This is a genomic window from Cellvibrio sp. ARAG 10.3 (genome assembly GCF_051846955.1).
Classification (GTDB): Bacteria; Pseudomonadota; Gammaproteobacteria; order Pseudomonadales; family Cellvibrionaceae; genus Cellvibrio.
The window spans coordinates 37,320-50,595 of record NZ_JBPYCU010000003.1; the positions used below are offsets into that span (position 1 = coordinate 37,320).

Consider the following 13,276-nt stretch of genomic DNA (forward strand, 5'->3'; position numbering starts at 1 on the left):
CTTTATCCGCGCTAATGAAAGTCCCGCGACTTAAGTGCAAGATTGTGCAATCTATCGGTTACGTTCTGCACATGCCCCGCGACAATATGAACGATAGGTACCGCCACACCCTCGGTTACGACTTGCACGATGCCTTTAATAATCAATAATTTCCCTGTCAGGATTTCCCGACGAAATCGTTCCTGGGTTGAACTCCATACTATGATGTTACTGGTTCCTGTCTCATCCTCTAGCGATAAAAACATCACACCGCTCGCTGTGCCAGGGCGTTGTTTTCCCGTTACGATCCCGGCAATACGGACAAAGCCATCATTTCGCAAATTCACCAGATCTATGTGGCGTTTACAGCGATTGAACGGATATTCCGACCTTAGTATTTCCATAGGGTGTGTACGTAATGTAAGCCCAATAGATGCATAATCATCCATAACGTTTTTTTCCAGGCTTGGGCCACTCATCAGCAAGTCATCTTCGATGGATTCGCTTTCGCCCAGCAATACTGAGTTAGGCAATAAGGCAGATGCCTGCCAGCGCGCACGATAGCGATCCCCGGCGATAGACCTGAATGCATCCGCTGAGGCGAGGCTACTAATATTTGCATCGCTGAGTTGGGTACGACTGGCGAACTCTTTAATTGAAGAAAATAGAATGTCGCCACGAAACGTTTCGATGGACTGGGCGGCTTCTGTCTTCAGTGAGCTTACCGAATTGAACCCGAGCCGAATTCCCCGATTGCCTTTGCTGTCGATTTCCAACCTGCAATCATAGTTGCTTTGATTAATATTCACGGGCATGACAGAAATTCCATGGCGACGGGCATCCTGAACTAACTGTGATGGCGAATAAAACCCCATTGGCTGGCTGTTAAGCAACGCGCAGTAAAATGCCGCGGGGTGATGGCATTTGATCCAGCTGGATACATAACACAGGATTGCGAATGACGCAGAGTGACTTTCAGGAAACCCATAACCACCAAAACCCTTAACCTGTTCAAATAATTTATCCGCAAAATCCTGCGTGTAGCCGTTGTTGAGCAACCCTGTTTTGAATTTATCCTCGAACAACAATAACTTTGAATTTTTTCCCCAATTGGTTATGGCCCGGCGTAATTCATCGGCCTCACCGCCGGTAAAGCCTGCCGCAGTCATGCTGAGCCGCATTACCTGTTCCTGAAAGATGGGCACTCCTAATGTGGGTAACAATACGTCTTTGATTGCTTCACTTGCGAACGTAATGGGTTCTTCGCCGGCTCGACGCCGCAAGTACGGATGTACCATGTCGCCTTGTATCGGGCCTGGACGGACAATAGCAATTTCAATGACCAGGTCGTAAAAACATTTCGGCTGTAGCTTCGGAAGCATGGCCATTTGCGCGCGCGATTCAATTTGAAATACGCCTACGCTATCACCACGACTAAGCATTTTGTAAGTCTCAGGATCTTCTCGTGGTATATCTTGCATGGAGCGAATGACGGGATCGTACGTTGAAATTAATTCCAGCGAACGACGCAGTGCGGACAACATTCCCAATGCGAGTACATCAACCTTCAATAATCGCATGTGCTCCAAATCATCCTTGTCCCACTGAATGATAGTTCGATTCGGCATGCTCGCGTTTTCCAACGGTACTAAATCGCTGATCCGCGATTCTGAAATAACGAATCCGCCGGTGTGCTGGCTCAAATGCCTCGGAAATCCCAATATTTGCTGAACCAACTCAAAAAAATGCACAAGTAAGCTGTTATCTTTTAACGTCAGCGTTTCAATACGTTTTTTTATATCGGTATCGCGATCCCACCAGGCAATATTTTTGCTGAGGTAATTAACCAGCGATTCTTCCATACCTAGTGCTTTACCGACTTCCCTGACCGCACTTTTGCTGCGGTAGGTGATTACGACGGCGGCGATAGCTGCTCGCTCGCGGCCATACTTTTGATAAATGTACTGAATGACTTCTTCACGGCGCTGATGTTCAAAATCAACGTCAATATCTGGCGGTTCGTCGCGTTCACGAGAAATAAAACGTTCGAAAAGAACACCGATTTGCCCCGGTGCAATTTCTGTCACGAATAGGCAGTAACAGACAACGCTATTGGCGGCTGAGCCGCGTCCCTGGCAGAGAATTTTTTGTGAACGAGCAAATCGCACAATGTCGTGCACGGTGAGAAAGTAGTATTCATAAGCCAATTCCTCAATCAGCTCCAACTCTTTCGCCAAAAGCGCTTCGACAAATTCAGGCACACCGCTAGGCCAGCGTTGATGTTTACCTTCATCGACTAAATTTTTTAAATGCTGGATGGGCGTCAGATTGTCTGGAACAAGCTCACGCGGATATTGGTAGCGCAGCTCATTCATTGAAAAATGGCAAAGGTCCGCGATCACACACGTTTCATCCAGTAATTCCTGTGGGTACAATCTGGCGAGTTGATGTAAGGATTTAAGATAGGCCTCGCCATTCAGTTCCAACTTTGTTCCGAGTTCCTGCACCGGTGTTCGATGGCGAATCGCGGTTACGACATCTTGTAGTGGTTTGCGTGAGTCGCAGTGCATAAGCGCTTCCCCACAAGCAACCAGCGGTATATTTTTATCGAGACCGAGTTGAAGCCAGCGCACAAAATCATCGTGTTCACCGCTGTGCAATTGATGATTGATACCAATCCATAACCGGTCTCGAAATGCATTGGTTAATTCATTGACCACATCTTCAGAAATGTTTTGGCCGAGCTTTACCGTCCAGATAATAAGGCAGCTGCGTAACCTGAATCGCAGATCTTCAAAATGCGCCTCATACGTGCCTTTCTCAGCACGACGGCGTGCAAGCGTAATAAAGCCAGACAGCTCCGCATAAGCGGCGCGTGATGGCGCAATCGCTATTAACTCCATTCCATTGGATAGTTTGAAGCGGCTACCAATAATCAATTTGAAATTGAGTTCTTCGGCTGCAACAAACGCTTTGACGATGCCTGCCAGTGAACATTCATCCGTAATGGCAATCGCGTCGTATCCCAACTCATGGGCCTGGTATACATATTCAGCAGGATGTGAGGCCCCGGTGAGGAATGTAAAATTTGTGGTGGTGAAAAGCTGTGCGTATCTCATCAGGAGAACACCCCGTGCACAAACCATTTCTTGGTATAGAGATCATGGAAGATCCACACTCGAAGATTGTCATGGCGAATCGCGAGGTAATAATCCCTGGCGATCTTTTCTTTCCACCAATGGCTGACGATACGTTCTGGACCCACGTGAGGCGTGAGGTAACCGTCCCAGTATAAACGCCTGTCACGTTCTTCAATGGGTTCAGGTTCAGGCAACAACCAGGTTGGTCGCAGGGCGCTCAGGTGAACATCTGGTATGTCTTGATTGCACCGCTCTGCCAGAGAAATGATTGAGTTTGATAACTCAGGAATGCAATTGTCTTTATAACTTAATTTATAAACTGCTGCGTCACCCAACCGGGTTTTAAGCTTTGCGATAACGACGGCATAGTCTTGAACGCTCTTATTTTTACGCTTGCTCTGGTCGAAATCCAGGATCAAGCTTCGATGCAGTATTGGCGTTGTGTTGCGGCATTCAAGCGTGATCGTATCAACTTCGAACGGAAGCTCCTGATTTTCAAGCTGGATTAGGGTCAAGTCATAGAGTAGTTGCCAGTGGCTCTGGGGTGTATCGCTGTTTACGTTAATTGATTTTTTCTGTTTGTATATGTCGGAAATTCGCCACTCAATGCCTTGGCATTGCTGTTGGCGTTTGCGCAAATAATCGCTTAACTGCTGGAGTAAATTTTCAATAGCGGGTTTTAGCTGATCAACAATAGTAACGGGGAACTCAAATTGATATTCCTCTTCAAACCACTCATCAGGTTTATAGTTTTCGCGCGGCTTTTCAAATAATGAGCTTTGCAAAAAATCCTGATCAATATCATAGATTTCACACAGCACATCGGTGAACTCTTGTCCTAATCGTTTTTTGAAGCTGCTGATGGATTTACCGGCAATCTGGATAGCAAGATCGCCGAAGGTGCTAAATCCGGTTTTAGATAGCGCTTCAGCTGCTTTTGGATAATCAAAAAATAATTCTATGGGTAGTCGATTTAGTCGCTCGATAAAATCCTGCTTGGTTTCATCACCGGTAATTTCGTAATACGTAAATGAAAGGTACCAAGCCGCTTTGGCCGAATGGGCGAGGCCGAAATCAAAACCGTAGGGTGTTTGCTCCAGGAACAGGTTTATCTTGTCGCAGAACGCTTTAAGCCCGCCAAACAATTTGAGACAACTGGAAATTTCCAATAGCAATCCGCACTGCGCTGCACCTGAGCTGCAATAACGGGTGATATGAGGACTGAATTGATACAGCTGCTCCGAGAGTTCGTGGAGCGAATCTTCTTCTTTGCGTCTATTGCGCTCAACAATCTGTGATCCGCACAGCAACTGAGCCGTGGTCATATCTATGCCCAGATCGGCACCGGCCTCCTCAGCCAGTGGATTGACATAAACAACCCGCTTTTTTTCGACGACGACTACCGGTGTTTCATCTATGCCTTCCATTTTGAGTGCAGTGAGCGGGAGATCAAAAAAACGGATGGCTAACCAGAGTCGTTTATAGGGTGCATTCACGACTTCTCTCGCAGTGGTGTCACAGAGGCGAGACGGGGAGGTTTAGTGGCTTGCTTGTCGGGTGCCGGAATTTGACAAAGCGCCGAATAAGGCAGCACCTGCTTCCAGCGCTTGGGTAGCTCTATCACAACGGGCTTGGCTTGCTGCGTCTGCAAATAGCCACGTTGCTTGAATACTGTTAGCTGCAAACCGGCAGGAATAATCTGCGCAAAGATGCGCAGGGTGGCAGGGGAGTTTTGCTGTTGCGCGGATGAGTTTCGTAACATAAACGACAAACCCGTGCTTTCAGACGCGGCCAGTTGGCACTTACGCAGTTCAGTATACGTAAGGGCATCGTCGGGCTGCCATGAAAGCAATGCCCCAACGCTTGCGCGAGCGAGCTCAATGAAACATGCAATAAAGTGGGCTTTATTCGCAGCCTTCACGACGACAACACGCTCGAGGTCAATCCCGGCTTGTACGAGTGCATGGCAAAAGGGGATTGCCGGTGGATTCAGCAAAACGATCAACCCAGGAACTTCCAACAAGGCCGGGGTGAAGAGCCTCCATTCGGCCTGGCTGTGGGCCTGGCACACTTCAACTAGACTTGATAAAGGCCAACCTTCATTCAGCAGCGCATTATCCAAATCTTCATGGCCAGTGGGTACCGCCGCACGAGCGGTGAACCGTTGGGAGTGGCCCATCCACATATCATCGCGAAGCAGTAGCTGCTCAAGCGATACGTGGGGGGAAGATTCTGGTGGCGTCTCATTCATGATTGTCACTATACTGTATTCATATACAGTATAGTCCAGCAATGGACTGTATAGTCAACCTGAACATTTAGAACTTTTTTGTGTGACGAACCGGAGCGATATTACATGTGCGGTTATTTACGGCGCCATATTGGGCCAAAAGACCTAAAAGAGTTTTTAAAGCTTATCGGGATGCCCCAACTGGAGCTCCAGTTTCCCGAGGACGGCCGTGCCCAGCACTTCTACCCAGCCTGGGGTAATGTTCCGGAGAGACAAATTAAAGACCTGGATCATTCTTGAAGATGGCAAGCTCAAAACGGTCGACGCCACCTGGTGGTATGGATGCTCAGAGCGCGGTGATACGTTATGGGTCAACAATAAGATTCACACATTCAATGCCAGAAACCTGCATCAGGACTACTGGCAGCCGGCCATACGTCACCACCGGGGAATTGCGGTAAGCACGGGTCTTGGCGAAGCGATTGGTCCAGTAGGCAAGGAGCAACGATTTTATGTTCAGAGCGACCGCCCTCTGCTGATGGGATGTGTCTATAAGCATTTTTCGAACGGAAGATACAGTTGCGCCGTCATAACACGTGACGCACATCCGCGATTTAAGGCCTTTCATGATGACGCCTTCCCCCTGATGTTGCCTTATGACGAAAGCTTTCTAAATCTTTGGCTTTCCGACACGCCACCAGACCACCCAGCAATTGCGGCGCTGCTGAGATCACCCAAAATCTTTACGAAGCTGACTGTCACTCCTGTAAAAACATACAAGGACGCTGTACCAAAAGGTGACCCCGTGGTGGTCCAACCGGACGAATGGGTGATGAGTGCCTAGGATGCAGTCGAGATGAATCGGAGGCTTTATACGCGGGGCATTCTGTAACTCGTCGAAACTATGAGAGGGCTACCGCAATGGTAACAACAGCGCAGCGCTCCTAACCAGAAGCTTTTATGAAAGTAACTTACTAACGAAAGAAGACAAATCCATCGCGAGGATCGATCTGCAAAGCCTTGCAGTAAACGGCATATTCGTAAACATCCAGCCTTTTTTCCATTATCTCAACCTTCTGAACAAAGGAATGCGGCTCCTCTAAGCGCTCAGCTAGATCTCTCATACTCAAACCCAATGCAAGCCTGGCATCTTTCAGCCATGCGACAAGGTCTGCATATTCGGGGGTTGAGATGGTCTTTTTCATTGTACCTATTATTGGTACACTGCAGTGATGTACCCAAATTGGGTACATCAACTGAATAGCGGCCCCTAAGGAGTAGCATGAAGCGCTTACTTGCGATAATCAGCATTTTGCTGGGTTCCACGCCTGCGTTGGCAGGTGTAGGTAGACGAAGGTGTTGCGGCATTGATTCGAGGCGAGTACGTAAAGGCGTTTAAAGAATTCGAACCAGAAGCAAACGCCGGAAATCCCGTAGCCCAAATGTCACTTGCCAGCCTCTACTTACGGGGGAATGGTGTGCCTCAAAATTTGGAAAAAGCGTTTGCCTGGAATCTGGCAGCAGCAAAACAAGAATTGTCGGAAGCGCAGTTCCGGGTGGGAGTGGCGTATCAACTTGGTGAGGGCGTTCAACAGAATTCATACGCTGCTTTCAATTGGTATGAACGGGCAGCTGGTCAACATCACCCTGCGGCACAAGCCTATCTGGCAGCTATGTATTGGGACGGTGAAGGCACCACCAAAAACCTCGAGGCTGCAATAAAGTGGTTTACCCTGTCGGCAACCAATGGAAACGCATTTGCCCAAGTCAGTCTCGGTAAAGCTTATCTGGCGGGTATTGGCGTGCCGCAGGATTTTTCTCAAGCTATCAAATGGTTTACACAGGCGGCCAGAGTGAAACATCCGTCCGGTATGTACTACCTGGCAGAGATGTACGAGCAAGGGATTGGAATAGATAAAAATCTCGCCAAAGCCGAAAACCTTTACCTGGAATCAGCATCTCGCGGTGACGGATCCTCATACTATAAATTAGGCATGCTCCATTCACAGGGGATAAACAACGTTAGTAATCCAACGCTTTCCTATGCCTTATTCAATGTTGCCGCCTCTAAAAGTACCCGCTTTCAAAAAGAAGCCGCATATCGTCGTGATTTGATCGCCGCAAAATTAACTGAGAGCGAATTGCGTCAAGCCCAGAACCTGTCAGTTGAATTGGTACAACCTGGAAAATTTAGCGAACTAGTCACCATCAAATTGTTCACTGAAATGCCGAATGATTTGCAATAGATAACTCTTGTGAAGTTAGTGCGCCGGTGGAACAGTGTAATACAACTCACAACGTAACCGGCGCAAATCTTTCTAAAAGAAATCGTCGCGGTTCTGAACGATAAGATACAAATCTTTTTGTAAGTATTTAAATGAAAATTTCGCATTATTAATGTGACCGATTTTCTGTAGCTGACTGCGCTGGATAGTTCCAGCCTTGTCACGAAACACTGCTGATAATCCTGGGCTTTCAGTTGAAGGAGTCAGCCAGACATCCCCTAACACATCATCCTTTCCAACAATTGTTCCCCCGTCCAACATAAGGGTTGCGTTGTTCAGCAGTTCAACATTTACCGACACAAAAACTTTCTCCTTATGCCGGATATCAAACGCCTTCACCACTTTTGAAAGCCAACCCACATCGTCTTTCCTTACGATAAGCTTTTTAAGAAATTCGTCGTCTTTCAACAACGACTCAAACTCATATCTCTCCGGAGTGAGGAGCGAACTCTTCCCCTTACCAAAATGTAGTTGCAGGTCAAACGCGTCCGACACAATAAAGCCATGCTCAGCTTCAATGAGGTAAGCGAGAATATCGATTGCTATCGGCTGTTGTTTTTCAGCGAGCTTTTTCGACTCATAGGTTTCAAACATTAAGTTTGTCGATGGGTGTAGGTGCTCAAACAAATCGAACATATGGTAAAGCCAATGGTCATGGGAACCGGGGTTACCTTTTAGGAAAGTTATGTAGCGCTTTAGCATCTCCGAATCTATATCACGCGCTGCGAGAACCAGCGCCATTTGATGGTCAATCTCATCGATGTGTTCCGGTGTGATATTTTCATTAGCGTACTTTATGGCAATCGGAGCGCCTATATTTGCCAATAGCTGGAATGCTTCATTCTTTAGCGGGTGAGTTTCCGATGCCAAAATTCCTCCGGCGACATTTGCTAAGGAGGTGTCATGGGAGAACGTCCTAAGCAAGTCTCGCTGCTTTTCAAATTGATCTCTAAAGCTGACTTCAGTAAAAACCTTAGCTAGTGCGACGCCACCTTTGTCGAATGAAAACTTCCCCACGCCCAATTGATAGGGTGCGTACAGTAACGTCAAAACAGTGGAATAATCGGATGATGAAGTGTCTGGGGAATTTGCAATTCTAATTAGATCTGCACGCTCTTTGTCAGTTAGGGAATAATCACTCGAACGATGTCCCTCAGCTTTGGCTCTTTGTAACCTGATGTAAAGCGAATCGATGAGGTATCGATCTTTAATATCTACAAGGCTTTTCATGATCGGTGTTTCAACTTCTTCATAGGACATCCACCGATCAATTTTTTCGCTGGAATAATCGACCAACTTTGTTCGCAAATCATCAAACCCAAAATACGCTAAAACGCCGAAAACCCCAACTAATGCCGTTCCGAAAAGACAGAAAACGCGGACAACTTTTGACATTGCCAACTCGCTAACATTTGCGTTTCTCGCTGTGATCTTGTCTTCGAGTCGATCAACATGAAAATCAAATTCCCTTTTCAATTGCTCATGTAATTTTGAATATTTTTCTTCTATCTCTATAGTTGTGCTAGAACTCGAAACGTGACTGTTCATAGGAAGTATCTATCTAGTTGCTTGAAAATCGTAATTAAATTATCGGAGTTGATGGTCCGACAGTGTATAAGGGTCGCGAATATCCCCGAAGGATATTGCATCATAAATGATGTGAGCGAAGGGGAAGTTCAGAAGGAGATCGAATTTTTCTTCAAGCTCCTCAATTGAACATCGGCTTATCGGTAGAAGCCGATCATATAAAAATTGCAGAGCGTGTTGATCGGATGAAAATTTCACATCGTTGAATGCCGCCTCGTGCAAAAGATAACGTCCAACGCGAGTGACAACCGAAAAATCCCGCGAGCAATTCGGAAGTATATCCAGACACATGTCAGCGATCTGGTTGTGCAGCTCTTTCCTCTCAGGGCATTGGAGTATGAGCGTGAAAACTACCTTGCGAAGAAACTCTGCTAGATGCCGAAACGGAGAAAAAATAGCGAGGCGAGCAATGAGAAAATCAGCCGCCCAAACGATATCGCAATAAATCGTATAGTGCTTTAACCATAGAGCGCCCTTGGCCTCCCTCAGTATGGCTTTCAGTTCTTGCGTCAATAGTAACAGCACGCCTAATGCATCCAGGGTGCTAATGCGCGCGATCGATTCGATCTCGCCGTACGAGGACACCCGTTTTCTTTTTGTGGGCTTACCTAGTTTATCTAGGTACGAAATTTTCTCCCGAAGTGCCAATGGTAGGCGTGTGATCGCCTCGTTAAGCTGAGCACCGGACAATTGGGGGTTATCGATGATATCCCAAAAGAAACTTCTCCAAGCTGCACTGGATCCGGGGACTAAACGATCAAACAAGTCGACCATGGGCTGAGGGGCCACTCGTTCAAACTTATAGATTTTCTTTAAGGATGAATATAAGTCGCGATCCTCAGTGTGCGCACTTGCCAGTTTCGATAGCTCGTACATCGTCGTATTTGATAGAACCGCCAAATTCCAGGCCCAATATCCGGAGGCCAATACTCGAAAAAAATTCATTTCATCACTCCTTTCCCTGAAGGTTAATAAGAAGGATTATGGTTCAAATTATAAGTCGTTGAAATATAACAAATAATCCTTCCCATTTACCAAATCCTCCACACAATTTTGACCCTACCTGGTGCCGATTCAACTGTGTATGCTCCGGCGGCGGGATTTAATGTCTCGAAATCGTGTTTTCTTTCGTGGTTTATCAGCGGAATTGAGAAACGGCGATGATTCGAGCAATGCTCGAATAACGTTTTTAAAATGACATTATTAACGAATAGTGAGCGGGCATGCGCGGGTCAATGGCGCATAACAACTCGCCCAGGATTTATGTAATCAACAACAATTGATAGGAGAAAACACATGTAAAAAAAACCGAACAATGACTTGTTCGGCTTTTCGGTAACGCGGTACTGCGAATGAGAACCTCAGTATCTGCGCTTACCCTCCAGCTGTCAAGTCCCCCGTGCATCGAATTCAGATTTTCGACGCGACCACTCACCCTAAATTTGGCCGCAACTGGCCAAGTCAGGGGTGGACTTAATCCCAAATACCTGCCGCGCAAATTTACTGAGACGCGGCTGGAGGACCTTGTTAATGAGCAATTCCCAACTGTTGGACCAAATCCAGTGCGCATTCAAACTTTCCCCAAACCTTGCTGGTGCTATTCACGGAGCACGACGAGTTAGCGAGGGTCAACGAGGTAAGAGCACCACTGTTTTTCCATCTCGCAAAGTCGGCGGAACCGCGACGCTGGAGAGCCGCCTGGAGTTAGCCTATGCACTCGCATTGGAACAAAATCCAGACGTCATTCAATACCGCACAAATGCAATCAAAATTCAGTTTGATGAAAAGCGTTACGTTGTGCCCGATTTCATTATCAAAAATTCACGCGGATTCTATGAAGTTCACGAGGTGAAAGCTTCAATTTTGAATCTTACCGAGCGTGATCAACTTAGGTATCAACGTGTCGAGAAAATACTCGCGGCGAACCGAATATTTTTTAAAATTGTTGATCAACATCAACTTATGGACCGAGAACACACTGATCGACTGCTCCACCTCTACTCAAGAGGCCATCGTTATGACTGGAGTCCGCTGCAGATTTTTACGGCACAAAAAATTCTAGGGCAAACACAATTTGACACGCTCTCCGATATTCACTCGGCGCTAGCCCGAGAAGGTATTGATGAATCGTTGGGAGATTTTCTTGTGTTTCATAAAAGAGTAAAAATCAATGACGCAACACTGTCTAACTGGAGATCGTGACATGAAAAATAATAACTATGAAATTGGTCACTGCTTTTTGTTTTATGGAAGTAGTTATCAAATTGCTGACATCTCTTATGGCGCAGTTCGTTACTGTGCAATCAAGGGCGGAACCACTTTTCGCGTCTCCAAAGAAAAATTCGACCAGATCCAAAAGCACGAAAAATTTCAATGGGATACCTCAAATATACCAGCCGACACTAACATCGATAACATTAAGACGCGATGCAGGCGACAGTCCTATATATCTGCAGCGATAAGGGAGCTGGTTAATCCATGCAATCGCAGGCATTTGGAAAAATTAATACCGGTCGTTGCCTCAGAAATAAATGATGATTCGCCTCCGTCTGCAAAAACGCTCTCCCGTTGGGTAAAGCGGGAGCAGACTTTAGGCCGGGACATTGGAGAGAAGACACGATCAGGAAATGTCGCGCTTCGGTATGATCCTCTAGTCGAACAACTGATATTGGAAGCTATTCAAAAAATATATCTGACTAAACAGCGACGTTCTGCAAAGGACGTAGAGGCGTATCTAATTGGTCGGCTCATTGAGGCTGGGATTGCAGATCCTGACGATGCATCTCTTTCGATTCCCACTATTCGAACTGTCCAGCGCCGCATCCAGAAGTTGGATCCTTATGTCGTGATGCGAGCGCGCCAGGGGGAGCATGCCGCACAGAGGTACGTTACCTCAGCTGGCAGGACACTGCGAAGTTACACGGCGTTAACCATAGTTCAAATCGACACACATGTTATGGATGTCATTGTCGTTGATGAGGTCACCGGTGAACCGATCGGCCGCCCTTATCTAATTTGCATTATCGACATTGCAACACGCATGGTTGTCGGTTATTACGTGAGCCTTTTTCCTCCAAGCGCCACGACCACGCTCGCAGCACTTAGACACATGTTAATACACTACGGTATTCCGGCTCAGATTGTGCCGGACAACGGAGTTGAACTAAAAAACACGTCCGTCTCCAGGGTCTGCAGCGTCTTGTTCATCACAATTGTAAGGGCGCAGGTGCGAGATCCTAACGGGAAAGCACATATCGAAAGCTTTTTTCGGACGCTGACCTACGCATTAACGCAAAAAATTCCTGGAACGACCTTTTCAAACCCAACGCAACGAGGAAATTATAACTCGAAGGACAATGCGTGCTTTACGCTGGAACAGGTTAGGTCTTTCATCCATGAATGGATCCACAATGTCTATCACAAAAGTATCCATCGCACCACTGGGCGGGCCCCGGAGCTTGCGTGGAAGGACGAAATTAAAACTGTTGCTCCTAACAAATTATCAGAGGCGGAAGTAGAGGTACTTTTAAGGCAGCCACATAAAAGAACGATTCACAACGGCACTATTGTTTTCGAGCATCTGATTTATTCATCACACGCGCTTGCCGTGTTCGAAGGTGAATTGGTGACGGTGATGGTCGATGAGCTTGATCTTTCTTTTGTTTATGTTCAACACCCTGAAAATGGCGACGTCAACATCAAAGCGGACTCTACGGATCCTGCTTACACATCAGGGTTAACAATATATGAGCACCGTGAGTCACTGAAGATTAAAAGTGAAATGTCAAAAAAGGACGTCGAGGAGATCGGGAAATATTCGCTGCAATATGCTCGGTATTTGTTGCTGGAGAGAATCAACGAGGGAACCAAAATCGCAAGAAAATGGCTCAAATCCATTCTCAATAAAAAGGGTGATGCTACATCGACGCCCGCCCATCCCGTTGAGTACCCCGCATACACACATAACAGTCCTGCTGACACTCAAGCCATTGATGAAATGAGCTTGGAACCTGATGAAGAATTTACTTCAATCAAACTTTCTTTGGATTAAAAAC

The 13,276-nt window shown here is 46.6% G+C and carries 10 protein-coding genes; 4 read left to right on the top strand and 6 right to left on the bottom strand.

Annotation, left to right across the window (positions count from 1 at the left end; all coding sequences use genetic code 11):
* Nucleotides 1-11: 11 nt before the first annotated feature.
* Genes ACSV5M_RS04890 through ACSV5M_RS04900 form a run of 3 tightly spaced genes read right to left on the bottom strand, consistent with a single transcriptional unit; the run spans nucleotide 12 to nucleotide 5,370 of the window.
* On the bottom strand, nucleotides 12-3,098 hold the full coding sequence (locus tag ACSV5M_RS04890; RefSeq protein WP_439174476.1) for an error-prone DNA polymerase: 3,087 nt from the start codon (nucleotides 3,096-3,098) through the stop codon (nucleotides 12-14).
* Complete coding sequence (locus ACSV5M_RS04895; RefSeq protein ID WP_439174477.1) at nucleotides 3,098-4,615, bottom strand: Y-family DNA polymerase; 1,518 nt, start codon at nucleotides 4,613-4,615, stop codon at nucleotides 3,098-3,100. Before ACSV5M_RS04895 ends, ACSV5M_RS04890 begins: the two co-directional genes overlap by 1 nt.
* Entirely contained in the window at nucleotides 4,612-5,370 is a 759-nt protein-coding gene (locus ACSV5M_RS04900; protein ID WP_439174478.1) for a translesion DNA synthesis-associated protein ImuA, read from the bottom strand. Before ACSV5M_RS04900 ends, ACSV5M_RS04895 begins: the two co-directional genes overlap by 4 nt.
* Before the next feature lie 208 nt (nucleotides 5,371-5,578).
* Here ACSV5M_RS04900 and ACSV5M_RS04905 point away from each other — a divergent pair, with 208 nt between their 5' ends.
* Nucleotides 5,579-6,193 carry an SOS response-associated peptidase family protein gene (locus ACSV5M_RS04905; RefSeq protein ID WP_439174479.1) on the top strand — a complete coding sequence of 205 codons (615 nt, stop codon included), beginning with the start codon at nucleotides 5,579-5,581 and terminating at the stop codon, nucleotides 6,191-6,193.
* A 130-nt stretch (nucleotides 6,194-6,323) separates the two neighbouring features.
* Here ACSV5M_RS04905 and ACSV5M_RS04910 read toward each other — a convergent pair whose 3' ends face one another.
* The gene (locus ACSV5M_RS04910) at nucleotides 6,324-6,554 is read right to left on the bottom strand and encodes a helix-turn-helix domain-containing protein (RefSeq protein ID WP_439174480.1); all 231 of its coding nucleotides are present in this window, start codon (nucleotides 6,552-6,554) and stop codon (nucleotides 6,324-6,326) included.
* Between the two features lie 162 nt (nucleotides 6,555-6,716).
* On the opposite strand from ACSV5M_RS04910, the gene ACSV5M_RS04915 reads away from it, so the two are divergent.
* Nucleotides 6,717-7,595, top strand: a complete 879-nt coding sequence (locus ACSV5M_RS04915) for a tetratricopeptide repeat protein (RefSeq protein ID WP_439174481.1) — start codon at nucleotides 6,717-6,719, stop codon at nucleotides 7,593-7,595.
* 72 nt (nucleotides 7,596-7,667) lie between these two features.
* Here the strand turns inward: ACSV5M_RS04915 and ACSV5M_RS04920 are convergent, their stop codons facing one another.
* Nucleotides 7,668-9,182, bottom strand: a complete 1,515-nt coding sequence (locus ACSV5M_RS04920) for a hypothetical protein (RefSeq protein ID WP_439174482.1) — start codon at nucleotides 9,180-9,182, stop codon at nucleotides 7,668-7,670.
* Nucleotides 9,183-9,221: 39 nt separating this feature from the next.
* Nucleotides 9,222-10,166, bottom strand: coding sequence for a hypothetical protein (locus ACSV5M_RS04925; protein ID WP_439174483.1), 945 nt, complete (start codon nucleotides 10,164-10,166; stop codon nucleotides 9,222-9,224).
* Between the two features lie 585 nt (nucleotides 10,167-10,751).
* On the opposite strand from ACSV5M_RS04925, the gene ACSV5M_RS04930 reads away from it, so the two are divergent.
* Both ACSV5M_RS04930 and ACSV5M_RS04935 read left to right on the top strand, forming a co-directional pair.
* Nucleotides 10,752-11,423 carry a hypothetical protein gene (locus ACSV5M_RS04930; protein WP_439174484.1) on the top strand — a complete coding sequence of 224 codons (672 nt, stop codon included), beginning with the start codon at nucleotides 10,752-10,754 and terminating at the stop codon, nucleotides 11,421-11,423.
* A 1-nt stretch (nucleotide 11,424) separates the two neighbouring features.
* Nucleotides 11,425-13,272, top strand: a complete 1,848-nt coding sequence (locus tag ACSV5M_RS04935; protein ID WP_439174485.1) for a Mu transposase C-terminal domain-containing protein — start codon at nucleotides 11,425-11,427, stop codon at nucleotides 13,270-13,272.
* Nucleotides 13,273-13,276 lie beyond the last annotated feature (4 nt).